This is a genomic window from Actinomyces howellii, assembly GCF_900637165.1.
GTDB lineage: Bacteria > Actinomycetota > Actinomycetes > Actinomycetales > Actinomycetaceae > Actinomyces > Actinomyces howellii.
This window is the reverse complement of sequence record NZ_LR134350.1, coordinates 1,183,112-1,208,549: the sequence shown is the minus strand read 5'-3', so window position 1 is coordinate 1,208,549 and position 25,438 is coordinate 1,183,112. Positions and strand designations below refer to the sequence as shown.

The 25,438-nt window shown below is 70.2% G+C and carries 20 protein-coding genes; 10 read left to right on the top strand and 10 right to left on the bottom strand.

Annotation, left to right across the window (positions count from 1 at the left end; translation table 11 throughout):
- The first annotated feature begins 598 nt into the window (after nucleotides 1-598).
- The 6 genes from EL245_RS05095 to EL245_RS05070 all read left to right on the top strand — a co-directional run bounded on the left by EL245_RS05095 (nucleotide 599) and on the right by EL245_RS05070 (nucleotide 8,721).
- Nucleotides 599-2,092: a CoA-acylating methylmalonate-semialdehyde dehydrogenase gene (locus tag EL245_RS05095; protein ID WP_126384084.1), complete on the top strand. Its 1,494-nt coding sequence runs from the start codon at nucleotides 599-601 to the stop codon at nucleotides 2,090-2,092.
- A gap of 294 nt (nucleotides 2,093-2,386) precedes the next feature.
- Nucleotides 2,387-3,328 carry a sugar phosphate isomerase/epimerase family protein gene (locus tag EL245_RS05090; RefSeq protein ID WP_126382185.1) on the top strand — a complete coding sequence of 314 codons (942 nt, stop codon included), beginning with the start codon at nucleotides 2,387-2,389 and terminating at the stop codon, nucleotides 3,326-3,328.
- A 64-nt stretch (nucleotides 3,329-3,392) separates the two neighbouring features.
- A complete protein-coding gene (locus tag EL245_RS05085; RefSeq protein ID WP_126382184.1) occupies nucleotides 3,393-4,400 on the top strand; it encodes a Gfo/Idh/MocA family protein in 1,008 nt (335 codons plus the stop codon).
- A 180-nt stretch (nucleotides 4,401-4,580) separates the two neighbouring features.
- A complete protein-coding gene (locus EL245_RS05080) occupies nucleotides 4,581-5,453 on the top strand; it encodes a sugar phosphate isomerase/epimerase family protein (protein WP_126382183.1) in 873 nt (290 codons plus the stop codon).
- A gap of 142 nt (nucleotides 5,454-5,595) precedes the next feature.
- The gene (locus tag EL245_RS05075) at nucleotides 5,596-7,185 is read left to right on the top strand and encodes an MFS transporter (RefSeq protein ID WP_126382182.1); all 1,590 of its coding nucleotides are present in this window, start codon (nucleotides 5,596-5,598) and stop codon (nucleotides 7,183-7,185) included.
- Between the two features lie 390 nt (nucleotides 7,186-7,575).
- Nucleotides 7,576-8,721 (top strand): zinc-binding dehydrogenase, encoded by a 1,146-nt coding sequence (locus EL245_RS05070; RefSeq protein WP_126382181.1) that lies wholly within the window; start codon nucleotides 7,576-7,578, stop codon nucleotides 8,719-8,721.
- A gap of 134 nt (nucleotides 8,722-8,855) precedes the next feature.
- On the opposite strand, the gene iolE is transcribed toward EL245_RS05070, so the two are convergent.
- From iolE to EL245_RS05045, 5 genes are all read right to left on the bottom strand, one after another.
- Nucleotides 8,856-9,782: a myo-inosose-2 dehydratase gene (gene iolE, locus EL245_RS05065; RefSeq protein ID WP_126382180.1), complete on the bottom strand. Its 927-nt coding sequence runs from the start codon at nucleotides 9,780-9,782 to the stop codon at nucleotides 8,856-8,858.
- A gap of 145 nt (nucleotides 9,783-9,927) precedes the next feature.
- The gene (locus EL245_RS05060; protein ID WP_126382179.1) at nucleotides 9,928-11,586 is read right to left on the bottom strand and encodes an MFS transporter; all 1,659 of its coding nucleotides are present in this window, start codon (nucleotides 11,584-11,586) and stop codon (nucleotides 9,928-9,930) included.
- Nucleotides 11,587-11,735: 149 nt separating this feature from the next.
- Complete coding sequence (locus EL245_RS05055; RefSeq protein ID WP_126382178.1) at nucleotides 11,736-12,932, bottom strand: Gfo/Idh/MocA family protein; 1,197 nt, start codon at nucleotides 12,930-12,932, stop codon at nucleotides 11,736-11,738.
- Nucleotides 12,933-13,063: 131 nt separating this feature from the next.
- Nucleotides 13,064-14,080 (bottom strand): LacI family DNA-binding transcriptional regulator, encoded by a 1,017-nt coding sequence (locus EL245_RS05050; RefSeq protein WP_126382177.1) that lies wholly within the window; start codon nucleotides 14,078-14,080, stop codon nucleotides 13,064-13,066.
- Between the two features lie 74 nt (nucleotides 14,081-14,154).
- Complete coding sequence (locus EL245_RS05045; RefSeq protein ID WP_126382176.1) at nucleotides 14,155-14,892, bottom strand: sulfite exporter TauE/SafE family protein; 738 nt, start codon at nucleotides 14,890-14,892, stop codon at nucleotides 14,155-14,157.
- Between the two features lie 93 nt (nucleotides 14,893-14,985).
- Here EL245_RS05045 and EL245_RS05040 point away from each other — a divergent pair, with 93 nt between their 5' ends.
- Nucleotides 14,986-16,323 (top strand): MFS transporter, encoded by a 1,338-nt coding sequence (locus EL245_RS05040; RefSeq protein WP_126382175.1) that lies wholly within the window; start codon nucleotides 14,986-14,988, stop codon nucleotides 16,321-16,323.
- 37 nt (nucleotides 16,324-16,360) lie between these two features.
- Here the strand turns inward: EL245_RS05040 and EL245_RS05035 are convergent, their stop codons facing one another.
- A complete protein-coding gene (locus EL245_RS05035; RefSeq protein ID WP_126382174.1) occupies nucleotides 16,361-16,612 on the bottom strand; it encodes a mandelate racemase in 252 nt (83 codons plus the stop codon).
- Between the two features lie 221 nt (nucleotides 16,613-16,833).
- On the opposite strand from EL245_RS05035, the gene guaA (EL245_RS05030) reads away from it, so the two are divergent.
- Together guaA (EL245_RS05030) and guaA (EL245_RS05025) are read left to right on the top strand one after the other, a co-directional pair.
- Nucleotides 16,834-18,432: a glutamine-hydrolyzing GMP synthase gene (gene guaA, locus EL245_RS05030; protein WP_232009884.1), complete on the top strand. Its 1,599-nt coding sequence runs from the start codon at nucleotides 16,834-16,836 to the stop codon at nucleotides 18,430-18,432.
- A 196-nt stretch (nucleotides 18,433-18,628) separates the two neighbouring features.
- Nucleotides 18,629-19,612 (top strand): glutamine-hydrolyzing GMP synthase, encoded by a 984-nt coding sequence (gene guaA / locus EL245_RS05025; protein WP_197719451.1) that lies wholly within the window; start codon nucleotides 18,629-18,631, stop codon nucleotides 19,610-19,612.
- A gap of 110 nt (nucleotides 19,613-19,722) precedes the next feature.
- On the opposite strand, the gene EL245_RS05020 is transcribed toward guaA (EL245_RS05025), so the two are convergent.
- A complete protein-coding gene (locus EL245_RS05020) occupies nucleotides 19,723-20,580 on the bottom strand; it encodes a protein-ADP-ribose hydrolase (RefSeq protein ID WP_232009883.1) in 858 nt (285 codons plus the stop codon).
- Nucleotides 20,577-21,485 carry an SIR2 family NAD-dependent protein deacylase gene (locus tag EL245_RS05015; protein ID WP_126382172.1) on the bottom strand — a complete coding sequence of 303 codons (909 nt, stop codon included), beginning with the start codon at nucleotides 21,483-21,485 and terminating at the stop codon, nucleotides 20,577-20,579. The genes EL245_RS05020 and EL245_RS05015 overlap by 4 nt, the downstream gene beginning before the upstream one ends.
- 129 nt (nucleotides 21,486-21,614) lie before the next feature.
- On the opposite strand from EL245_RS05015, the gene EL245_RS13580 reads away from it, so the two are divergent.
- Complete coding sequence (locus tag EL245_RS13580) at nucleotides 21,615-22,679, top strand: hypothetical protein (protein WP_232009882.1); 1,065 nt, start codon at nucleotides 21,615-21,617, stop codon at nucleotides 22,677-22,679.
- A gap of 143 nt (nucleotides 22,680-22,822) precedes the next feature.
- Here the strand turns inward: EL245_RS13580 and EL245_RS05005 are convergent, their stop codons facing one another.
- Complete coding sequence (locus EL245_RS05005) at nucleotides 22,823-23,428, bottom strand: GNAT family N-acetyltransferase (protein ID WP_197719450.1); 606 nt, start codon at nucleotides 23,426-23,428, stop codon at nucleotides 22,823-22,825.
- Between the two features lie 64 nt (nucleotides 23,429-23,492).
- Nucleotides 23,493-25,340, bottom strand: a complete 1,848-nt coding sequence (locus tag EL245_RS05000) for an ABC-F family ATP-binding cassette domain-containing protein (protein ID WP_126382170.1) — start codon at nucleotides 25,338-25,340, stop codon at nucleotides 23,493-23,495.
- Nucleotides 25,341-25,438: the final 98 nt, after the last annotated feature.

Genomic DNA, 25,438 nt, shown 5'->3' with positions numbered 1-25,438 from the left:
CGATCCTCCCGACCAGTTCCCGTGGCGGGGACGGTCGTGGGGTCCTGAGATGTGCAACGACCCCCTCGACGCACACAGACAGCCGCTCCGCCTGCTACAAGACGATCATTATTCGGCTCAATCACGGGCATCCACCTGGGCCGCGAGGGTAGTTGATGTGTGCACTACCTCGCCGTCCCCGCGCGCACGCCCCGGCCACCCTCGACCGGTCACGCGTCCCCCGACCGGTCATGTAACTCTCGACCGGGCGTTTGCTGTCACATAGACGGTCGACAGTCACATGACCGGTCGACGAGGGGACGGGCTGGACGCCCAGGCGGGGGCTCGGCGAGAAGACCAGCCCGATGTGCCACTTCCCCCGATCTCGGGGTGTCATTTGTCCCGATCTCGCGGTGGTGTCGACCACCCTTCCGGGGTCGTCGGGGCGTCGGGGCGTCGGCGGGAGCGCCGCGAAATGTGCTGACAAAGACATTGGTCCTCGACCTGCACCGCGCTAAGGTTGGGCGTCAGGGGGCTCGTGCCGTGCCACCAGCCCGTGCGGGCGCCCCCACCGCCACGGAGTCTTGCGGAGCCTGAGGAGGCTGAGGAGTCAATGACGATGAAGACGATCTCCCACTGGATCGACGGACAGCACTACGAGGGGGCTCCGATCGGGCGCTTCGCCGTGGAGAACCCCGCCACCGGACAGGTCGAGGCCGAGCTCCTCCAGGCCTCCGACGCCGATCTCGACCACGCGGTCGAGGTGGCCCGTCGCGCCCAGAAGGAGTGGGCCAAGGTCTCCCTGGCCAAGCGCACGGCGATCATGTTCCGCATGCGCCAGCTCGTCCTGGACCACGAGGACGAGCTGGCTCGTCTCATCGTGGCCGAGCACGGCAAGAACTACTCCGACGCCGTCGGTGAGGTCCAGCGCGGTCGCGAGACCCTCGACTTCGCCACCTCCATCAACCTCGCCCTCAAGGGCGAGTACTCCTTCGACATCTCCTCGGGGGTCGACATCCACACCCTGCGCCAGCCCGTGGGAGTCGTGGCAGGCATCTGCCCCTTCAACTTCCCGGCCATGGTGCCGATGTGGATGCACCCCGTGGCCATCGCCACCGGTAACGCCTTCATCCTCAAGCCGGCCTCGGCCACGCCCTCGGCGGCCCTGCTCACCGCCGAGCTGTACAAGGAGGCCGGGCTGCCCGACGGCGTCTTCAACGTCGTGTCGGGCAACCGCACGATGGTGACCAAGGTGCTCGAGCACCCGGGCATTGACGCCATCTCCTTCGTCGGGTCGACCCCGGTGGCCCACATCGTCCAGGACACCGGCGTCAGCCACGGCAAGCGCGTCCAGGCCCTGGGCGGGGCGAACAACCACGCCATCGTCATGCCCGACTCGGACCTCGACTTCGCGGCCCAGCACATCACGGCCGCGGCCTTCGGTGCCGCGGGCGAGCGCTGCATGGCGCTGCCGGTGGTCGTGGCCGTCGGCGGCTGCGGCCCCGAGCTCGCCGAGAAGGTCCGGGCCAACGCCGAGAGGATCAAGGTCGGCTACGGCATGGACGAGGGGGTCGAGATGGGGCCGGTCATCGACGCCAAGTCCAAGGAGTTCATCGTCTCGCTCATCGACGACGCCGAGTCCCGCGGGGCCCGGGTCGTCCTCGACGGACGGTCGCTCGTCGTCCCAGGCTACGAGGGCGGGCACTTCCTGGGCCCCACCGTGGTCGACGAGGTCCCCCTCGACTCCTCCCTGTACTCCGAGGAAGTCTTCGGGCCGGTGCTCGCCATCGTCCACGCCGACACCTACGAGGAGGCCATCTCGCTGGTCAACTCCTCGCCCTACGGCAACGGCGCGGCGATCTTCACCAACGACGGAGGGGTGGCCAGGCGCTTCGAGCTCGACGTCGAGGCCGGCATGGTCGGCATCAACGTCCCGATCCCCACGCCCGTGGCGTACTACTCCTTCGGCGGGTGGAAGGAGTCGCTGCTCGGGGACACCCACATCCACGGCCCCGAGGGCGTGCGCTTCTACACCCGGGCCAAGGCCGTCACCTCCCGCTGGCCCAGCGAGAAGACCTTCGCCGCCACGATGTCCTTCCAGCGCGAGGAGTGAGCCCGTCGGGCCCGGCTCCGGTCCCGCCGTCACCTCGGCCCGGTCGAGGCGGTCCCGCCAGGCCCTGACCACGCTGCCCACCCGGTCCCCCGGGGCGCACCTGCGCCCCGGGGGACCGCCGTGTCGACGGGGCACAGGTCGGGTGCGGCCTGAGGCTGACCGGGCCCGGCCGGGGGAGGGTCGGGACTCCGATCAACTTTGTCCTCACAAAACTATGGTCATATCCATCGCGAGCACGTAGACTGAGGCGCATCCGAAACGATTCGGACCAACCCTGACCCAGGAGCGACGACGATGTCCAAGGCTGTCAACACCAACGATCCGAAGTACTCCAGGCTCACCATCGGAGTGTGCCCGGACCAGTGGGGCGTGTGGTTCCCACGGGACCCCAAGCAGATGGACCCACGCCAGGCGTGGCAGGAGATGGCCGAGGCGGGCTTCGAGGTGATCGAGACCGGCCCCTTCGGCTACTTCCCGACCGATCCCGCTGAGCTGCGCAGGTGGTGCGATGAGTTCGGCATGCGCGTCGTGGCGGGCACCGGCTGGGGGATCCTCCACAAGGAGGAGGCCTGGCCCCAGACCCTGGAGACCTTCCGGGCGATCGCGGAGACCCACGCCGCCGTCGGCGCGGAGTACATCGTCCACCTGCCCCCGCTCTACCGGGACGACAAGACCTGGGAGTGGACCGACGACCGCGTCCTGAGCCCCGAGGCCTGGAGGCTCTACGTCGAGCACGCCAACGCCCTGGGACGAATGCTCCTGGAGGACTACGGCCTCAAGATGGTCCTCCACCCCCACGGCGACTCCCACATCGAGACCCCCGAGGAGATCGCCCGCGTCCTGGACGCCACCGACCCGGCCTACGTCAACCTCTGCCTGGACTCCGGGCACGTCGTCTACGGCGGGGGAGACCCCGTCCGCCTCGTGGCCGACTACCCCGAGCGCGTCACCTACGTCCACATCAAGGCCTTCGACGAGGACATCACCCGTGAGGCCCATGAGAAGGACTGGCCCTTCGGTGAGGCCGTGACCAAGGGCGCCTCGGTGTGCCCGCCGGCGGGACTTCCTGAGATGCACGCCTTCGTCGACGCCCTGGCCGAGCTGTCGACGACGAGCTCTCGGGACATCTACTGCATCTGCGAGCAGGACTGCTACCCCTGCGACCCCTCCTTCCCCAAGCCCAACGCCGTCAACATGCGCACGTACCTGGCCGAGTGCGGACTGGGCCTGGCCTGAGCCGGCGAGCCTCCCACGACGTCGCCGGACACGCCACCACGAACCATCAAGGAGAAGAACCACCATGACCCTCGGTATCGGACTGATCGGCGCGGGAGGGATGGGCCGGGCCCACCTCGCCCGCATCCACAACGACCTCGCCGGGGCGCGTATCGCAGCCGTGGCGGACATCAACGCCGAGGCCGCACGCACCGCGGCCGAGCCCTATGGCGCGACCGTCTACACCTCCTCGGCCGAGCTCATCGCCGACCCTCAGGTCGACGCCGTCCTCATCGCCACCTTCGGCAAGGTCCACGCCCCGGACGTCATCGCCTGTGTCGAGGCCGGCAAGTACGTCCTGTGCGAGAAGCCCCTGGCCACCACCCCCGAGGACTGCATCGCCATCATGGAGGCCGAGCAGAAGGCCGGCAAGAAGCTGGTCACGGTCGGCTTCATGCGGCGCTTCGACACGGCCTACCGGCAGATGAAGGAGGTGCTCGACGCCGGGGAGCATGGCTACGCCACGCTCGTCCACTGCCGGCACCGCAACCCCTCGGTTCCGGAGGGCTACACCACCCGCAACATGATCGACGACACCGCGATCCACGAGATCGACATCTGCCGCTTCCTGCTGGACGAGGAGATCGTCTCGGTGCGGGTCGACACCCCCAGGGCCACCTCGCGGCGCTACGACCACCTTCAGGACCCGCTCGTCCTCGTGGCCAGGACCGCCTCGGGGGTGCTCATTGACGACGAGGTCAACGTCAACATCCAGTTCGGATACTCCATCGAGTGCGAGCTCGTCATGGAGGCCGGGACCGTGCGCCTGGGTGACCAGGAGCGGGTGCACGTCCGGGACACTGCTGGCAACCGCAACGCCATGTGCCAGTCTCACATCGACCGCTTCCAGGAGGCCTTCAACCGTGAGGTCCAGGAGTGGATCAACGCCGTGGCGGCCGACCGGCACACCGGCTCGACCTCCTGGGACGGCTACGCCGCCACCTGCGTGGTCGACGCCGGTCTGGCCTCCCTGGAGGACGGCGGCCTTCAGGTCGACGTCGAGATGATCGCCAAGCCCGCCTTCTACGCCTGATCGCCTGCGACCCAGGTGGGTCCCGTGACTGGTCGAGGTCGCGGGGCCCGCCTGGGTCGCCTCGTGCGCGGGCCCGTGGGAAACCTGTGAGACCCTGTGAGACAAGGGCCTGTACACACTCATATTGTCATGACATACTCACTCCATCGACGCCGACGTCGACACCTGAGAGGACACCCGATGGTTGATATCGCCCTCGATCCCAACATGTACTACGCGACGATGTCCACCGCGGACACGTTGCACAAGGCGGCTGAGCTGGGGTTCCGGTTCGTCGAGCTGTCCCCGAACCACGAGTTCCACCTGTGGCACCACTACCCGAAGGCCGACCGCGCCTTCGTCGAGGAGCTGCGTAGGGCCCAGCGAGACACGGGGGTCTCGGTGCGCACTCTCAACCCCGTGTTCAACTGGTCCTCGCCCGATGAGGCCGAGCGTCAGGCGCAGGTGCGCAACTGGCGGCGCCTCCTCGAGCTCGCCGACGCCCTCGAGGTGCGTGACATCGTCTCGGAGTTCTCCGGTGACCGCAATCGCGCGAGCCGCTCGGAGCAGCAGTGGTACCGCTCTGTCGAGGAGCTCGCCCCCGACTTCGAGCGCTACGGCATCAACCTCATCATGGAGGCCCATCCCTACGACTTCGTCGAGCTGCACGACCGTGCCCTGGAGCTTGTGCGCAGCCTGGACAAGGACTGGGTCGGCTACGAGTACTGCTGCCCCCACACCTTCCACCTGTCCGACGGCGCGGGCGACGCCGCCCGTATGATCCGCTCGGCCGCCGCTGCCGGCAAGCTGCGCGAGGTGCACGTCGCCGACGGCTTCAACCACCGCGCCAACGACGGCAACCGCTACATCGTCAACCCCCCTGGAGCCGACGTGACCGTCCACCAGCACAATGCCATCGGCATGGGCGAGGTGGCCTGGGACGAGGTCTTCCCGACCCTGCGTGAGGTCGGCTTCACCGGGATCGTGTCAGTGTGCATCTTCGGGTGGCACGAGCGCGCCGACGAGTACAACAAGGCCGCACTGGCCCGCCTGACCGAGGAGCTGGGCGCCTGACCCGCCTCGTCGTCCCTGCCCGTGTGCCGCGGGGTGGGGGCGCCACCAACCGGGTGCAGGAGCCCGTCAGCCCTGCCCCGAGCAGTCCCTGTGGCACATTCCCGGAGCCCGCCTGTGTCGGCGGGCGCGTCAAGGAGACACAATGTCAGACACCCCCTCTGTCGCGACGCATCTCTCGCGCGACTCGATCCAGGAACTGGTCGACAAGACCCCGCCCTCGGGCAAGAGGCGCTCGCTGGGCCTCATCGCGTTCGTGGCGACCCTCGGCTCCCTGCTCTTCGGTTACGACACCGGCGTCATCTCCGGAGCCCTGCCCTACATGTACCTGCCCCGCGACGGTGGCGGTCTGGCGCTGACCACGACCGAGGAGGGGTGGATCGGCGGGCTGCTGTGCATCGGAGCGGCCGTGGGCGCCGCGGTCAGCGGCAAGCTCTCCGACAAGTACGGGCGGCGCCACAACATCATCCTGCTCGCCATCGTCTTCTTCGTCGGCGCAGTGGGCTGCGCCCTGAGCCCGAACGTGTGGGTCCTCTACGTCTTCCGTTTCGTCCTCGGCTTCGCCGTCGGTGGCGCCTCGGGTATCGTCCCGGTCTTCCTCGGGGAGACCGCCCCCAAGCGCATCCGCGGGACCCTCGTGGCCGTCGACCAGATGATGATCGTCTTCGGCCAGTTCCTCGCCTTCTCCATGAACGCCGTCCTGGCGCAGATGCACGGCGGCCCGCACGTCAACACCACTGACGGGCGGAGCCTGGACTGGTCGGACTCGGTGGCCAACCAGTTCGCCAACGGCATGTTCTCCATCGCTGACGGCAACGGCATGACATGGCGCTACATGCTCATCCTTGCCTCACTGCCCGCCATCGCCCTGTGGATCGGCATCCGGCTCATGCCCGAGTCCTCCCGGTGGTACGTCGCCAACCAGCGCATCCCCGAGGCCATCGGCTCGCTCAAGCGCGTGCGCAACGAGGACAAGGACGGCCCCATCGCCGACGAGATCGACGAGATGCTCGAGGTCCAGCGCAAGGAGGCCAACCAGGAGAAGTGGAGCCTCGGACAGATCGTGAGCACGAAGTGGACGAGGAAGCTCCTGTTCATCGGCATCATCCTGGGGCTGGCCGACCAGCTGACCGGCATCAACACGGCCATGTACTACACGCCCAAGGTCCTGTCGGCGGCGGGCCTGCCCATGAGTGACGCCATCTCCCTCAACGTCGTGTCGGGAGGAATCTCCTTCATCGGCTCGGCCGTCGGACTGTGGCTGGTGACCCGCTTCGCCCGCCGCCACGTGGGCATCTACCAGGAGACGAGCATCGTCATCTCCCTGGGTCTGCTGTCGGCGGCCTTCTTCTTCCTCATCCAGCCCTACCAGAACGACGAGGGCGACATCATCGGCGCTCCGACATTCGCCCCCTACCTCGTGCTCCTTATCGTCTGCCTCTTCGTCTTCGCCAAGCAGTCGGGAACGGTCACGTGGGTCATCATCGCCGAGATCTTCCCCTCCAAGGTCCGCGGTACGGCAATGGGCCTGGCTGTCGGGACGCTGTGGCTGGCCAACGCCCTGGTCGCCATCGTCTTCCCCATCATGATGGAGGAGATCGGAGGGTCGTGGACCTACCTCATCTTCTCCCTCATCAACGTCGGCTCACTGCTGTTCTACCTCAAGGTCGTCCCCGAGACGAAGTACCACTCGCTCGAGGAGCTCGAGGAGCGCTTCGAGAAGGAGTACAGCTGAGCCCGGTCTGAGCCAGGTCTGAGCCCGGTCTGAGCCCGCCGGGACCCGCGGTCCCGGGACCCGGGCCCGGTCCCGGTCCCGGGGGTCGCGCGGCCGACGCTCCGGCCGACGCCCCGGACGACGCCCAGGCCGATGCCCCGGACGACGCCCAGGCCGACGCCCCGGCGCCGGGGGGACGTGGACTGACATCCACGTCCCCCGGCGCCGGGGCCGTCCTGTGCTGGCCGGGGCCGGGCAGGGTCCTTCGTTCCGGCGGACCTCGCGGTCGCAGGCGGTCCGGCTGCGACAATGCCCCCGATATGTCCTGACAAATAGAGTGGCGTGGAGTAGCCTGGACATGCCACCTGCCGCGGTTGCCGCCGTGCGCACGCCTGATGAAAGCGAACCGAGATGAGCAGCGACGACGTAGTCACGATCCCCGACACGATGCGCGCAGCGGTCCTGCGCGACCACGCCACCGGCCTGAGCCTCGAGACGATCCGCACCCCTCGGCCCCAGGCTGGTGAGGTGCTCGTCAAGGTCGCCGCCTGCGGCCTGTGCCACTCCGACCTCCACGTCATCGGAGGGGCCATCGCCTTCCCCCTGCCCGCCGTCCTCGGGCACGAGGTGACCGGCACGATCGTCGAGCTGGGGCCGGGCACCGAGCACACCGGCCTGGCCCTGGGCCAGCAGGTCGCCGGCGCCTTCCTCATGCCCTGTGGCCAGTGCCCCGCCTGCTCAGCCGGACGCGACGAGCTGTGCGGTCCCTTCTTCGACCTCAACCGGCTCAAGGGCCAGCTCTACGACGGCACGACGCGCCTGGCGGGCCTGGACGGCGAGCCGATCGCGATGTACTCGATGGGTGGCCTGGCCCAGTACGCCGTCATCCCGGCCACCTCGGTGGCCCCCGTCCCCGAGTCGATCGACCTCGTGCCCGCGGCGATCCTGGGCTGCGCCGCCATGACCGGCTACGGCGCGGTGCGCCGCGGCGCCGACCTGCGCTTCGGGGAGACGGTGGCGGTCGTGGCCACCGGAGGCGTGGGCACGAACATCGTCCAGATCGCCCGGGCCTTCGGTGCGAGCCAGGTCATCGCCATCGACGTCTCGGACGACAAGCTCGCCCCGATGCTTGACTACGGCGCCACCGCGGTGGTCAACTCCTCGACGCAGGACGCCCGCCAGGAGGTCCTGCGCCTGACCGGCGGCAAGGGGGTCGACGTGTCCTTCGAGGCCCTGGGCATCCCGGCGACGTGGACCACCGCCCTCGACGTCCTGGCCGACGGCGGTCGGATGGTGCCGATCGGCCTGGGCGCCGGGGTGCAGACCGCCGGGGTCGAGATCAACCGCACGGTGCGCCGCTCCCAGTCGATCCTGGGGTCCTACGGCGCCCGGACCCGCCAGGACCTGCCCGCCGTCGTCGGGCTCGCCGCCCAGGGTGTCATCAACTACCGCGACGTCGTCTCCAGGCGGCTGCCCCTTGCCGAGGCGGCGGCCGGCTACGAGGCCCTGCGCAACCGGGAGATCCAGGGGCGCGCCGTGGTCGACATGAGCCTGTGAGCCGCCGCCGGGCGCCGGGCCCGCCGCGTCCCGGCGCGCCGCGCGCGCTGTGAGGCGCCCGTCCCCACCGCCGTGGGGGCGGGCGCCTCACCGTCGAGGGGCGCCGTCGTGGCTGCGCGCCGGCTCGGTGGGCCTCAGAGCGTCAGGAGGGTGCTCTCGATGTAGGCCCGCGCCTTGAGGCCGTACGCGTGGGGATTGGCGATCGCCGGGTCCTGCTCCGCCTCGACAAGGATCCACTCGTTGTAGCCGTGGTCGACGAGGAACGTGTAGGGCTCGGTGAAGTCGATCATGCCGTCCCCCGGGACGGTGAACATGCCGTTGAGGAAGGAGTCGAGGAAGGAGCGCTCGAGCCTCTTGGACTCCTCCATCTTCTCGGGACGGACGTCCTTGAAGTGGACGTGCCTGACGCGATCGATCGTCGCCTCGAGCAGGCCCATGACGTCGCCGTCGCCCACGAAGGCGTGGCCGGTGTCGAACAGCAGCGAGACCTTGTCGGGGTCGGTCAGCTCCATGAGCCTGATCGTCTCGGCCTTGGTCTGGACCACCGTGCCCAGGTGGTGGTGGTAGACGAGCTGGAGACCGTGAGCCTGGGCGATCTCGCCCAGGCGGTTGAGGCCCTCGGCCAGGACGGGCCACTCCTCCTCGGTGAGCACGGGCTTGTTGGTGAAGATGCACACGTCGCGCTGGCCCTGGACCGAGCCCGTCTGCTCGGAGACGACGACGCGGGTGGCGCCCAGGTACTGGAGGTACTCGCAGGTCTCGGTGAACTCCGGGATAACGGCCTCGATGCCGTCGCGGACGATGAAGCTGGAGAACCACTGGGCGACGATCTGGATGCCGCGGGCCTCGGCGCGCTCCTTGGTCTCCTCCTTCGAGGGGTACCAGCCGGCGACCTCAGTGCCGGCGTAGCCGAGGTCGGCCAGGTCGAGCAGCTCGTCCTCCAGGGTGTTGAAGGCGCCGACCTCCTTGATGTCGTCGTTGCGCCAGGCGATGGGGTGCATGCCCCAGCTGATGCCGTGCGGGTCCTTGATGGCGGTGGCGGGGTCGAGGCGGAAGGCCATGACGATCTCCTTCGGTGCGGGCTGGAGGGTGTGCGGTGCCGGTCGGGCGCTCCCGCCACGGGGCATCGGTGCCGCCGCCGCGTGCGCTCGCGAGCTCTTTGTATGTGTCAGGACGAAGTCGGGACCAGTGTGGGGTGGGCGAGGGTCAGGAGTAGCGTGCCTCCATCTCCCGCTCGATCTCCTCGAGCGACCGGTCCGAGGTCTCGGGCATGATCTTGAACAGGATGACCGCGATGACGAGGTTGAGAACTCCGTAGATCGCGTAGGTCAGGCCGCCGCCGAGGCTCTCGATCATCGGGGGGAAGGTCCAGGTGATGATCGCGTTGGCGGTCCACATGCAGAAGATCGCCGCGCCGCTCATCACCCCCCGGACGTTGGAGGGGAAGATCTCGCCCATCATCGTCCACACGACAGTTCCGTTGGAGGACTGGACGATGAGCATGAACACGGCCATGAGACCGAGGATGAGGAAGGCGGCCCAGGCCGGTGGGGTCGTTCCGGTGCCCATGTGCGGGGCGATGGCCAGCTGGAAGGTCGCGGCGATGCCCAGCAGGCAGACGCCCACGCCGGTGACGTCGGCGATGAGGATCTGGCGGCGGCGGAACCGCAGGATGAGCCAGATGCCGATGGCCGAGCCGATGACGCTCATGACGCCGTTGGCGACCTGGGCGGTGATCGAGGCGGAGGTGGACATGCCGGCGTACTCCAGGACCTTGGGGGCGTAGTACATGACCGTGTTGACGCCGGTGGTCTGGTTGACCACCGCGAGGAAGACGCCGACAAGGAGGAGCTTGCGCAGCCACGGGGTCGACCAGACGTAGCCCAGGCCCTTGGCCTGCTGCTGCTCGATGATCTCGTGCTGGCGCGCCTCGGCCATCTCCATGAGCTCGTCCTCCAGGGCTCCGTCGCGCTGCGGGTCGCGGACCCGCTTGAGCGCGCCGATGGCGTCGTAGAGGCGCTCCTTGGCGATGTACCAGCGGGAGGACTCGGGCATGAGCCGGATGCCGATCCACAGGGCGACGGCGGGGATCGAGCACAGGACGAGCATGTAGCGCCACGCCTCGCCGTTGCCCGCCGAGATGCTCAGCTGGTTGAGGAACTCATGGAACTGGGCGGAGTCCATCGTGCCGCCCTTGGAGGCCTGGAGCGCCGTGATGGTGTCGTAGGAGTAGGAGCCCGGCTCGAAGTGGCCGCTCGGGTCATGGGTGATCGTCAGCCGGGGGCCGCCCTTGGCGTGGTTGATGATTGCGTTCATCGTGAAGGCGAGGAGCTGGCCGGTGACGATCATGAGCTGGTCGATGGCGACGATCGACCCGCGGATCCGCTTGGGCGCGGTCTCGGCGAGGTAGACGGGCACCGTCGCCGAGGCGCCGCCGACGGCGAAGCCGAGCACGAGGCGGAACGGGTACATGACCCACACGTTGGGGGCGAAGGTGGTGCCCAGGGCGCCGAGGAGGAAGACGATGGCCAGCAGCGTGATGTTGTGGCGACGTCCGTACCGGTCAGACAGCCGCCCGCCGATGAGGGCGCCCAGTGCCGCCCCGATCAGCAGGGTGCCGCCGATCGCGCCCTCCTCGAGGCTCGTCAGCTGCAGGCCCCGTGCGGCGTAGGGCATGTACATGTAGGGCAGGGCGCCCGAGATGACGCCGGTGTCGTAGCCGAACAGGAGGGAGCCGAGCGTGGCCACGCCGGCGACCGCGAGGATTCCACGGTGCTTGCCCGAGGGGGGCGTGTGCTCGACGGCCTGGGCCATCTCGGCACGGGTGATGCCCTTGAGGGCGATCCGCGGGGCAACGGTGCTCATGCGTTGTCCTTTCTGAGTGTCACGTCGGCACGGCTGGTTGGCTGTGCGGTCAGGGTCGTTCATCGGGTGGAGGGCGTGTCGGATCAGTGCGGGTGCTGCGCCTCCGGGGCACCCGGCAGTGACGGGCGCCCCGGGACGCGGAGCTGTTCTCAGCGGTTGAACGTGGTGGGGAGCTCGATGTGGGGGACGTCGTGCCAGCGGCCGTCGGCGGCTGAGGCGACGACGGCCTCGTCGACCTCGGCGGCGCACCAGGCGTCAGCGGCCGAGGGGGCGAGCTGCTCGCCGGTGAGTACGGAGCGCAGGAACTGGGCGGCCTCGATGGACTTGAGGTCGTCAAAGCCCATCGAGGTGCCGATGGCGGGCTGGTACCGGCTCCACTCGCCCCAGGCGGGGTTGGCCATGGCGCGGGTGTAGCCGTGGGTGGGTCCGCCGTCGACCGTGGTGCACACCTCGAGCTCGTTGAGGCGCTCGAAGTTCCAGCGCGCCGAGCCGTTGGTGCCGTAGACCTCGACGACGTACTCGGCGCGCGGCCCCACGGAGACCCGGGAGGACTCCAGTGTCCCCAGGACCCCGTTGTCGAAGCGCACGAGCATGGCGACGTAGTCCTCGTTCTCCACGGGCCCCGTCTCCTCGCCGATCTCGAAGCCGGAGTGGCCGACACCCGTTGTGGTCGGCACCGGGCGCTCGGTGATGAAGGTGTCGGTCATGGCGGTGACCGAGGCGATGCGCCCGACGACGTACTGGGCCAGGTCGGCGCCGTGGCTCATGAGGTCGGGCACGACGCCGGCGCCGGCCCTGTCCCGGGAGGCCCGCCAGGTCAGGGGGCTCAAGGGGGAGGAGTTGTAGTCGGCGATGAGCCAGACACGGACGTTGGTCAGGCGCCCCAGGGCCCCGGTGCGGGCCAGCTCCCGCATGTACTCGATGGCGGGGGTGTGGCGGTAGTTGAAGCCGACGGCGGTGACGAGCCCGGCGGCCTGCGCTGCCCGGGCGACGCTGCGGGCCTGCTCGGCGCTGACGCCCATGGGCTTCTCGATCCAGAAGGGCTTGCCCGCCTCGACGGCGGCCAGGGCGATCTCGGCGTGGAGATAGTTGGGGGCGCAGATGGACACGACCTCGATGCTCGGGTCGGCGAGCAGCTCGCGGTAGCTGGCGTGTGCGCGCTCGAAGCCGAGGTCCTCGGTGGCGGCGCGCTGCGCCTCCTCAAGGGGGTCGGCGGCGGCGACGAGGCGTGGCTCGATGCCGAGCTCGGGGAAGCGCTCGCCGACCGAGCGGTAGGCGCGTGCGTGAAGGCGTCCCATCCATCCCAGGGAGATGACGCCGACGCCGATGGACTTCTTCGTGGTCATGGTGGCTCCTCACGGCCGACGCTGACCGTCGATCAACGCGTGCTCTCGCCAGTGATAACGCGCGTCATCAACTTTGTAAGGACAAAAATAGCAGCGGTGCTCAGGGCGCGCAAGGGGTGGTCCTGAGGGGCTTAGCGTGGGGTGCCGACGAGGCTGGAGGCGCGGACCTCGAGCCGGGCGGGGACGGTGATGTGGACGGCGGGAGCGTCCCGCGGGCGCAGGAGCGCCGCCACCGACTCGGCGGCCAGGCGGTCGGGGGACTGGTCGATGCTCGTCAGGGAGAACTCCTGGCGCCTGGCCAGGGGTGAGTTGTCGTACGAGGCGAGGGCGACGTCGTCCCCGGGGCGCAGGCCAGCGCTCAGCAGCGCCGTGTGGACGTCGAGGGCGAGGACGTCGTTGTAGGTGATGGCCGCGAAGCCCTCGCCTGCCCGGTCCCGGGCATGTCGCAGCGCCGGGCTCGCGCCGTCCTCGCAGACGACGCTGGTGAAACCCAGGCCAGCATGCTGGGCTGCCGCCCGGCACGCGCCGCGACGCTCGTCGACGAGCGTCTCGTGGAGGGCTGAGGCAGGGCCGAAGTAGATGAGGTGGCGCACGCCCTGTGCGCGCAGGTGGTCGACGATGAGGCCGGCGGCGTGGGTCTCGTTGAGGCGGACCACGCTGACGGTGTCGGACTCGAGGTCACGGTCCATGACCACCAGCGGCACGAGTGCCGCGAGCTCGTCTAGCCGCTCGGCCGACATCGAGGTGCCCGGGAGGATGAGCCCCTCGGGGCGCAGGGACAGGACGTCGTCGACGGTCGAGCTCTCGACCCGGTCGCTGAGATCGGAGACGAAGGCGGTCAGGATGTATCCGGCCTGCGCGGCGCTGCGCCGCAGCGCCCGGAGGACCAGGTCGAAGAACGGGTTGTCGAGGTAGGGCACGATGGCGGCCAGGCGCAGCGAGCGGCGGGAGGCCAGCTCGGCGGCGGCCGTGTTCGTCCGGTAGTGCAGACGCCTGGCGGTCTCGATGATCCGCCGGCGCGTCTCGGGCGACATCCGACCCTCGCCCTTGAGGGCCAGGGAGACGAGCCCGCGCGACACCCCGGCGGCCTCGGCGACGTCCTGCTGGGTGGCGTGCTCCGGTCGAGGGCCGGGTCTCGGAGCGTTCACGGTGGGCCTCCTGCGCGGTCGGTGGTGGTGAGGACATGAGGCGCTCGTGGCCGCCTCGTGGGGCGCGGCATGCCTCAGACAAGCAGGTACAGCGCCGAGATGATTGTCAGCGCGGTGACGATCGGATTGAAGACCTTCTCGTTCATCCGGGCCGCCAGCCACCGGCCGCCGAATGCTGCTGCGATGACGACCGGGGCCAGGACGAGGGCGACCCCGAGCGTCTGTGCGTGGATGATCCCCAGCCCGATCGAGAAGGGCAGCTTGAGGACGTTGACGAGGAAGAAGAACCAGGCGGTCGTACCCAGGAAGGTCGTCACGGAGAACCGGGAGGCCAGGAAGTACATCGTCGTCACTGGTCCCCCGGCATTGGCGGCCATGGTCGTCAGGCCCGCCAGGGTCCCGTAGACGGCCCGTCCGACGCGTCCCTGGATCCGCGGGGGCCGTGGCAGGCGCATGAGGAGGAGGGTCACGGCGATGAGGACGAGCAGAAGGAGACCGATGAAGGTCTTGGTCATCTGGTCCGAGGCCACATGGAGGAAGGCGGCGCCGAGCACGACCCCGATGAGAACCCCGGGCACGAGCCGGCGCAGCGTGTCCCAGTCCGCCGCACGGCGGTAGCTCCAGATCGCGAGCGCGTCACCGACGAGCAGGAGGGCGAGCATCGTCCCGGTCGAGGCCTTCGCGGGCAGGACGGCGGCGAAGAGGGCGACCGCCAAGGTCGTGGCGCCGGGCAGCGCGGTCTTCGACAGGCCGATCGCGGCAGCCGCGACAAGGAGGACGATCCACTCCGGGGTGGACAGGATTGTCAGCACAAAGCCACCCTAGGATCAACGCGGGCCCCGCACCACCCGTCCGTGGTGGAACCAGGGGCGTCGCGTGTGCCAAAGGATGAGCGGAGCGGGTTGATGAGCATGGAGAGAACCCCGGCGCAGCGCCGGCTGCGGCTGCTGCTGGGAGGTGTCGGCGGCGCGGCCGGAGGGGTCTGGGGCGCCGTCTCCCTCGTGCTGGTCCAGGACGGGTCGGCCGCTGCCGTCCTGGCGGGGCGGGCCGAGCCTGAGGCCCTCGCCCTCGTCGTCGCCCTCCTGGCGGCCGTGCCGGTGGGCTCGCTCCTGGGCGCCGTGCCCCTCGACCTGCTGTCCCACGCTGTCGGACGACGCCCGGCCGTTCTCGTCAGCGCCGTCCTGGTCATCCTCGGCTCGCTCCTTGGCGGCGTGACCCACTCGTGGGGCCGGCCCGTCGGCGCGCTGATAGCGGGGCTCGGGCTCGGCGGCTACGCCGTCGTCGCCCCGAAGCTGGCCCACGAGCTCGCCGCGCGCGGGCACCGCCGCCTCGTGCCGCGTCTGTCGGGCCTCCTGCCTGCCGGTGCCGGCACAGCCCTCGTCCTGGGCGAGCTGACGCGGCGGTGGAAGCCGGAGGAGGGGCCTGTCGGGGCCTGGATCGTCCCGCTCATCCTCGCCGTCGCCGTGCTCCTGCTGGCCATCGGGCTGCCCGAGACCCCCCACTGGTACGCTGCCCACGGCAGGGTTGAGGCGGCGCTCGCCTCCCTGCGGCGCATGAGCGGTGCGCTTGAGGCCGCGGTCGGCATCGACTGGGTGCTCATGGACGCTGGGACGCTCGGCGAGCAGCACCCCCTGACGGCCGCGGACCTGCGGATCGACCGTGTGCGCCGGACCGTCCTCGTCGGGCTCGTCCTTGAGCTCGCCCAGGCCCTGCCGATGGGCCTCGCCGCCATCTGCCTGGCCCCGGCGCTGCTCGCCCAGGGGGCGACGGAGCCCCCGTTGGCGGCGGTGGTTGTGCTCGCGGCGGCCTGGGGGGTGCTGGGCGTCTTGTCACTGCGCCGTCAACCGGGGCGGATGCTGCTGGCGTGGGTGGTGGCCGGCACCGGGGTCGCCGCCTGCGGCGTCGTCCTGCTCTTTGTGCTCGACGGGCTGGACGGGCCAGGCGCTCGGCTGCTCGTCCTCGTCGTCACAACGATGCTCGTGGCGGCCCAGTACGTCGGGATCGCCCCGGCGTGCACCGGTGGCACCGATCCGCTCGTGCCGCCCTGGCTTCTGCGCTCCCAGCGTCGGGCCGAGGCGGTTCTGCGGCCCCTCGTGCAGCTCGTCACGGTGCTCCTGCCCACTGTCCTGCTCGGCTCGGGGGTGTCCGTGAAGGCGACCCTCGGCGCGGTCCTCGCGCTGCAGGTCGTGGGCCTGCTCGGCCTCCTGGGGGCGCTGGGCAGGATCAACGCCGCACTGCGCTAGCCGGGGCTGGGTGCGGGGGCTGGCCGCCCGGGAGCGCTCAGGCGGCCAGGAGGTTGACTCCGGTGTAGACGCCGGTCAGGGAGGCGGCCGTGCCGGTCAGGCCCGCGGCGATGAGGAGGGCGGCGGAGCCGGTGATCGCACCGACGGCGGCCATGGTGATGACGACGGCAGCCACGGCCGCCATGCCGATGGTGAAGGTGAGCAGGTCGGCGGCCTTGGCCTCGGCCTGGGAGGAGGTGGTGGAGGCGGAGCTGGAGACGACGACGTCGTCAACGACGGGAGCGGTCATGGGTGGTGTCCTCTCGGTTCTCGAGCGGAGCCGCCGTGCGGCCCCGCACGGCTGTGTGCCCGGCCCGTCGGACCGGTCCCGGCCTTGTGGGCCAGCGCTGCAAGCCTATGCAAGGTTCTTGCACTATGTCCAGACAAAGACCTGATAGCCGTGTCACGTCGGCCCCCGGGGCCTCAGGGCGCCGGCGCCCGCGGCGCGCCGGGCGCGGCTATCCTGAGCCGGTGACGACCACCAGCACCGCCCCGTCGGCGCAGGAGGGGCCGGTCGGCCCCGTCCTCGTCGTCGACTTCGGCGCCCAGTACGCCCAGCTCATCGCCCGCCGCGTGCGTGAGGCCTCCGTCTACTCCGAGATCGTCCCTCACACGATGAGCGTGGCGGAGATGCTCGCCAAGGACCCCGCGGCGATCATCCTGTCCGGAGGTCCCTCGTCGGTCTACGCCGAGGGGGCTCCGGGCATCGACGCCGCCGTGTTCGAGGCCGGCGTGCCGGTCCTGGGCATCTGCTACGGGTTCCAGGTCATGGCCCAGGCGCTGGGCGGGTCCGTGGGACGCACCGGGACCCGCGAGTACGGCTCCACCCCCGCCTCGGTGGACCCGGGCTCCTGCCTGTTCGCGGGGGCGCCCGTCGAGCAGACGGTGTGGATGAGCCACGGCGACGCGGTCGAGGCGGCTCCGGCCGGCTTCACGGTGACGGCCTTCACCGCCCAGACCCCCGTGGCGGCCTTCGAGGCCCCGCAGCGGCGCCTCTTCGGCCTGCAGTGGCATCCCGAGGTGCTGCACACCGCGCACGGCCAGCGTGCCCTCGAGACCTTCCTGCGGGTGGGCGCGGGCATCCCGGCCACCTGGACCCCGGGCAGCATCATCGACGAGCAGGTCGAGCGCATTCGTGCCCAGGTCGGCGACGCCCACGTCATCTGCGGCCTGAGCGGCGGGGTGGACTCCTCGGTCGCGGCGGCCCTGGTCCACCGGGCGGTGGGCGACCAGCTGACGTGCATCTTCGTCGACCACGGGCTCCTGCGCGCCGGTGAGCGCGAGCAGGTCGAGCACGACTACGCCGAGGGGATGGGGATCAGGGTCATCACCGTCGACGAGTCCGAGCGGTTCCTCGCCGCGCTGGCGGGTGTCACCGAGCCCGAGACCAAGCGCAAGATCATCGGGCGGGAGTTCATCCGCTCCTTCGAGGCCGCCCAGAGGCGCGTGGTCGAGGAGGTCGGTGCCGCGGGCGGGCAGATCAGGTTCCTCGTCCAGGGGACGCTCTACCCCGACGTCGTGGAGTCCGGTGGCGGCGAGGGTGCCGCCAACATCAAGAGCCACCACAACGTCGGAGGGCTGCCCGAGGACCTCGACTTCGCCCTCGTCGAGCCCCTGCGCGCGCTGTTCAAGGACGAGGTGCGCGCCATCGGGCGTGAGCTGGGTGTGCCTGACAAGATCGTGGCGCGTCAGCCCTTCCCCGGGCCCGGACTGGGCATCCGCGTCATCGGCGAGGTGACGGCGGAGAACCTGCGCGTCCTGCGGGCCGCTGACGCCGTCGTCCGCGAGGAGCTGACCGCGGCGGGGCTCGACGACCAGATCTGGCAGTGCCCGGTCGTGCTCCTGGCCGACGTGCGCTCCGTGGGGGTCCAGGGCGACGGGCGCACCTACGGCCACCCGGTCGTCCTGCGCCCGGTGTCGAGCGAGGACGCCATGACCGCGGACTGGACGCGCCTGCCCTACGAGGTGCTGGCACGCATCTCCACTCGCATCACGAACACCGTGCCCGAGGTCAACCGCGTCGTCCTGGACTGCACCTCCAAGCCCCCGGGCACGATCGAGTGGGAGTGAACGGGCCTGGGAACGCGCCGGGAGGTGCGGGGGCGTGTCGTTGAGGCGGTGACCCCAGCGGGCTCCTGGCCGCGAGGGCCCGGCCGCCGTCGTCCTGCCAGGGCGTCTTCGCCCACGGGGTCACGACAGTAGAGTGAACAGTAGAGTCAGCACAGTCAGGCGTGGATCGCGCATTCGACGATGAACGGAGAGCCCCGTGGACCTCACCTCCAACCAGCGCCCCGCCGACATGGAGCGCGTGACCAACCCCGAGCTGGCGGACGCCTTCATCGCCGATGCCGTCGAGGCGGTGCGCGCGCAGGTCGGCGGCGGCAAGGTCCTGCTCGCCCTGTCCGGCGGCGTCGACTCCTCCGTCGTCGCCGCGCTGCTCGTCAAGGCGATCGGCAAGCAGCTGATCAGCGTCCACGTCAACCACGGCCTCATGCGTAAGGGCGAGTCCGAGGAGGTGATCGAGGTCTTCCGGGACGGGATGGGAGCCAACCTCATCTACGTCGACGCCTCGGACCGGTTCCTGGGCCTGCTGGAGGGCGTGGCCGATCCCGAGACCAAGCGCAAACTCATCGGAGGGGAGTTCGTCAACGTCTTCGCCGAGGAGGCCGCCAGGCTCGAGGGCGTCGGCTTCCTGGGGCAGGGCACCATCTACCCCGACATCCTCGAGTCCGAGGAGGGCGTCAAGGCCCACCACAACGTCGGCGGCCTGCCTCAGGACATGGACTTCGAGCTGGTCGAGCCGGTCAAGCTGCTCTACAAGGACGAGGTGCGTGTGGTTGGCAGGCAGCTCGGCCTGCCGGAGTCCATGGTGGAGCGCCAGCCCTTCCCGGGGCCGGGACTCGGGGTGCGCTGCCTGGGTGCGATCACTCGCGACCGGCTGGAGGCGCTGCGTGAGGCCGACGCCGTCGTCCGTGAGGAGATCGAGGCCGCCGGGGAGGACATCTGGCAGTACTTCTGCGTCGTGCCGGACATGCGCGCCACCGGTGTGCGCGACGGTCGGCGCGCTTTCGACTGGACCGTCATCATCCGCTGCGTCAACACGGTCGACGCCATGACCGCCGAGGTGCCCGAGCTCGACTGGCCGCTGCTGCGGCGGATCACCGCCCGCGTCCTGGCGGAGGTTCCCGGCGTGTGCCGGGTGGCCTACGACCTGACTCCCAAGCCCGTGGGCACCATCGAGTGGGAGTGAGGCGCTCAGGCCCTCACGGACGGTGCCGACAGCCGGGTCTCTCCCTGCGTCCCGCCGTCGAACACGTCACCTTGGTCCCGAACACGTCGCTTTGACCAGGGTAGTCGGGCTCACAGTGACGTGTTCGGCATCGTGGACAAGGGGGTGCGTCCCCGGGGGCCCAGCCCCAGCAGGCCCCGGTAGAGGTCCTCGTCGCGGTCGGAGAAGACCGTGAAGACGACCTCGATGCTCCGGCCGTGCTCGGCGAGCCAGTCTCTCACCGTGCTCACGGCGATCCCGGCCGCCTCCTCCTGGGGGAAGCCGAAGACCCCGGTGCTCACGCAGCACGGCGCCACCGAGCCCAGGTGGTGGGCCTCAGCCAGGTCCAGGCAACTGCGGTAGCACGAGGCGAGCTGCTCGCGGTGCTCGGCGGTGGGCCGTCCTGCGGCAATGGGTCCCACCGTGTGGATGACGTGGCGTGAGGGCAGGTTGTACGCCCCGGTGAGCACGGCTCGCCCGGTGGGCTCCTCGTGCCCCTGGGCCTCCATGATCCGGGCGCACTCGGCGCGCAGCTGGAGGCCGGCGAAGGTGTGGATGGCGTTGTCGATGCAGTGGTGGCCGGGAGACCAGCAGCCGAGCATCTGGGAGTTGGCGGCGTTGACGATCGCGTCGACCGCGAGGGTGGTCACGTCCCCGCGCCACAGGTGGAGGCCGGGATGGGACGGGGAGGGCTCTGCGTCCCCGATGCTGCTCACGCCCCGGTCGGCGATGAGGCCCTGGAGGAGCTCGTCCTGGGCCTGGAGGACCTGGCCGGCACAGGGCTGGGGCGGACGGGTGTTGAGCAGGGCCCGCACGAGCGCCCACAGCTGCTCGGGGGCGGCGTCGACCGGGACCTGTGCCGGTCGGCCGCGCTCGGCGGACAGCTGCGTGACGAGGAAGGTGAGAAGCTCGTGTCGCCGCTGTGGCGTCATGGGCGTCTTAGGCGTCATGGCCGTCCTGCCGTGGCGAGCATCGGCTCCAGGGCGCTCAGGGCGGCGTCGATGTCGGCGTCGATGAGGACGGACCGGTCGGCGATGGCCGACGGCGCCCCTACCTGGCCGAGGTTGAGGCAGGCGTAGGTGGCGTGCGGGTTGTCCGCCGTCATCGCCCAGAACGGGTACTTGATGATCGCGGGCGTGTTGGCGCCCACGCCGAGCTCGAGGAGGAGGACGCGCTCGCCCTGGTGGGCAGTGAGGAAGGCCCGGTGGCGCTCGGCGGCCTCGTGCCAGCCCTCGTCCTGGACGAAGCTGGCGTCGACCCGCAGGTTCATCGCCAGCGGCTCACCGCAGACCGGGCAGTGCGGGACGAGCTCGCCGGGCACCTGCAGGTCGCGCTGGCGCAGGACCATCTCGCGCACGGTCTCCTCGTTGTCGTAGGTCGCCACGTGACAGGGCACCGAGCACTGCCACAGGCCGTAGTCGCCCTGCGTGTAGAACAGCCGTGTCCTGTCAGCTCCCGCCAGCTGGAACTGGTGGTCGACGTTGGTGGTGATGACGGTGTGCTCCCTGCCGGCCAGCAGCCGCACGAGCCTGGCGTAGGTCGGCAGCGGACCCGGCTCGTAGCGGTTGTGCCAGATGTGGCGGCTCCAGTACGCCCAGCGCACCTCCGGGCTGGGGAAGGGGTGGAAGCCGGCGGAGTACATGTCGGTCAGCCCGTAACGGGCGATGAAGTCGGGGAAGAGCCGCGTGAAGCGCTCACCGGAGTAGGTCAGGCCCGCCGCGGCCGACAACCCGGCCCCGGCACCGACGATGACGGCCTCGGCCTGCTCCAGTGCCTGGGCCAGCTCGTCCAGGTGCGCCGGCGCGGTCCGCCCGGTGGGGACCGGACCGTCGACTGTGCGCTCCTGTTGGCTCACGGCACTCCTCTTCCTCCAGGCGCCGCTGGTGCTCGCCGGGATGCTACCGGATCGGCCGGCTCGGGCCCCGCGTCCGCACTCGCCCCACCGCTCCCGGAGACCGGCGGGTTCACACGACCTGCACCCTGGATGGTCAAGAGCCTTCAGAAACCAGTCGTGCGCGTGACGGAGATGGTAGTCTCGCGGCTGTCGGGGATCATCCCTGCCCCACAGGACGGAGACGTCATGACTGGTCTCATCGTGTGCCTCATCGTAGTAGTCCCTCTTCTTGTGTGGACGATGATCGATCCACGTTCCCAGTGGGAAGTGACCACGGCATGGCAGTACCGCGATCCCAAGGCGAACGAGCCCTCCGACTTGGTGTTCATGATCGAGCGCCTGGCTGCAGGTGCCCTCCTCATCACGATCGCGGTGCTAGCGGCGGCTGCCTTCAGGGCGAACTCGGATTCGACAGCCGAGGCGAGGCCCTCGATGCCCGACTTGGTGCCTGTGTACCAGGGACCTGAGCATGACGGTTACGCTGAGGCCGCGACTCCGGGGGTCTCCGTCGACCCGTTCCCGTCGGCTGTCGGCAGTGTCGTTGGTTCCGGTGCGCCGGTGGTGATCTTCAGCCCGGTCCTTGCCGACACCACGGGCAGTCAGGACTCGGAGTCCTCCCAGCGTCTGGGGGTTGAGGCGCTCTACTACCCGTGGATGCCTGGAGATCATCCTCCAGCGTTCGCCGCTGCCGACGTCATCGACTCCAGGACCGCTCTGGCAACGCTGGACCTGGCGCAGGCGACGACGGTGGGTGGTGGTGAGGCGACTCTTGGCGATGGCCAGGCGATCCTGGTTCGCCTGACGACGGCGGCGTGCGCGGTGACGGCGGTCACGGTGACCGGGGGTGACGAGAGCATCGAGGTGGAGGTCAGCGGGATCACGGATCCGGCTCGCTGCGGGCCGACGACCGAGGGCGCGTACGTCGCGATCCCGTTGACAGACGAGATCGTGGCCAAGGCCCGCGGCTACCAGTCGCCCGACTACACGCCGATCGACCCCTCCGAGGCGCCCTACGGCCGGCATGTAGGCGGAAGGTGGCAGCCGACCATCTTCACTTCTGGTGTCCGGGCCCAGCCGAGTGAGGTGTGGATGTCGGTGGAGATGGACAGGGAGATCTCCCCCCGAGCGCTCCTTCCCTGGACCGCGGGCCAGTAGGACGACGAGGCGCCTCCTCAGGGGAGCGCAGCAGCCCTGGCACGCGCCATCGTCCCCCTGAGGCAGTGGTCACGAGGATGTCGGTCAGGTGCCAGGGACGGTTGGCGGCGTTGAGGACCGGTGCCGAGGCCGATGGGGATGTGTCAGCCCAGCGGCCCGGAGGTGCCTGCGGAGCGACCTGCGCCCACGTACTCCGAGGCCAGCAGCGCGTAGATGAGGGTGTCGGTCCACTCGCCCTTGCTGAACCAGTCCTGGACGTGGTGCGCCTCGAGCCGGAAGCCGACGCGGCGTGCGAGTGCTGCGGAGGCGCTGTTGCGGGCGTCCATCTGCGCTGTGACGCGGTGAAGCGTGTAGTGCTCGAACCCCAGGGTGAGGACTGCCCGGACGGCTTCAGTGGCAAGCCCGCGCCCACCGTGTGCCGGGTCGAGGACCCACCCGATCTCGCCCTGGCGGTGCTCGTGATCGGTGAGCCACAGAGCGACGTCCCCGATCGCGACCCCCTCGTGCTCGATGACCAGCGCGAGCGCGCCCCTGTCCTCATCGAGCCCGGTCCTGGCAAGGCGTTCGGCGAGCTTGTCGCGGGTGACGTCCTCGGTCCACGGCTCGTCGAGCAGGTAGCGGGCGACGTCAGGTCGTGAGTACAGCTCGTGAAGCCATCCGGCGTCGTCTGCGTCATGCAGGCGGAGCCGGAGCCGCTTGGTCTCCAACGGCAGCTCAGCGGCAGGAGCGAGGCTGCGCCGATCGTGCATCATCTCCCCCTCACGCCCTGCGGCGACATCATCGCGGATCATCCGCCGGACAGACTCGGGAGCATCAACCAGCCCCGGGAGCCGGACGCAAGAGCGGAGACCTCCAGCATACTCGAGCCTCACAGAGGGTGGAACGAGGGCCGCCCGTGCTTCGGCGTCCGAGCCCTGCGCCAGGGCCGATCTCGAGGTGCTCGCCGGACCAGCGCCGGCGCAGCCAGCGGTCGTGGGAGGCCACGACGACGGCACCCGGGTAGGTCAGGAGCGCCTCCTCCAGGGCTGTCACGAGATCGAGGGCCAGGTGGTTGGTCGGCTCGTCGAGCAGGAGGATCCCGGGAGGGTCTGCCAGGAGCGCGGCCAGGGCGAGGCGTCGGATCTGGCCGAGGCTGAGCGCCTCCACCGGATGGTCGAGATCCCGCGGAGAGATCAGACCGAAGGTCGTCAGGGGGACCTCCTGGGCGCGTGCCGCTCCGACGAGGTCGGTGTAGGCCTGCGCCGCGGTGCGTCCGGGTCCGCGTCCGACGGGGTCGGCCAGACCGCCGTCCTGGGCCAGGAGCCCCACCCGGTCACCGTGCGGTCGGTTCACCCGGCCGCAGGTGGGGACGAGTGCTCCGGCCAGGACCGCGAGCAGGGTCGACTTGCCCGAGCCGTTGGGCCCGGTGACGAGCCACCTCTGCCCAGGACGGGCGGTCAGCGAGGTCGGTGCGAGCCGGCCGGTCACGCCCACCCCTGTCGCGACGAGGACGGGGTCGTCGGGCCCGTCGTCGCAGGCAGCGGCAGGGCAGCCGGTCTCAGGGGTGGCTGGCAGGCGGAACTCGAGAGGGGACGGGGGCCTGCGGATCTGCTCGGCCTGCGCGGCCTCCAGACGGGCGCGTGCTTCCGTGACGCGACGAGACACGACGCGGGCGTTGCGGTCCGCGTAGTACTTCTGGGCAGCGCGGACCTCGGTGCGCGCCGCCCACTCCTCGTGGCCGACGGTGTGCTCGTCGCGGACGGCCGCCCGCAGGCGGGCGATCTCGGCCTGCTCCCGGTCGTAGCGCCGCTGCCAGCGCAGCGCGGCCTCGGCTCGGGCGACCACGTAGCGGCTGTAGGAGCCGGTGTGGCGCAGGACGCCGATGCCGGAGCCGGGCCCCTCCTCGAGCAGGGGGCCAGCGACCGCCTGGGGGACGGGGGAGGGATCGAGGTCGATGAGGTGGGTCGCGGCCTCGTCGAGGAAGGCTCGGTCGTGGCTCGCCATGAGGACCGGCCCCCGCCACGCGGTGAGGACCTCGACGAGGAAACCGACGGCGTCGTCGTCGAGATGGTTCGTCGGCTCGTCGAGCAGGAGGACCTCCGGGGCGGACAGCAGGAGACAGGCCAGGGCGAGCCGGGCCCGCTGCCCGCCCGACAGGCACCCCACCTGCCTGCCTCGGTCGAGGCAGGCCAGGCCCAGGCCGGACACGGTCGCCGCGATCCGGGCGTCGGTCCGCCAGGCCCCGAGCTCCTCGGCGGTCTCGAGCGCCCGGGAGTAGGCCGCGGCGGCCTCGATGCCCTCCGGCTCGCGCGCCAGCGCGGACGCCGCCTCCTCAAGCCTGACGGCAGCGCGTCGGGCCGGCTCCACCGCACGCTCCAGAGCCTGCGTGACTGACGAGTCCGGTGAGAAGGGAGCCTCCTGACGCAGCAGCCCGATCCTGACCTCCTCGGAGCCACTGACGGCGAGGGTCCCGGCCGTCGGTGCGAGGAGGCCGGCTACGAGGTGCAGCAGGGTGGTCTTGCCCGAACCGTTGCTCCCGATGATGCCGACGCGCTGCCCGGCGGAGACGGTGAAGGACACGTCGGTGAGGACCCGACGGCCAGGGTAGGAGTAGGAGACTCCGTCCAGGCGCAGGTGGGCGCCGGGGACCACGGAGGAGGAGGCGTGCGGGAGGCGTGACATGGGTGTCCCTTGGTGCGCAGGAGGACCCTGCCGGGCGGTGCGCCGCGGACGCAGGGATGTCAGCACTCAGTTCCACACGCATGTGAGGATAACGAGCC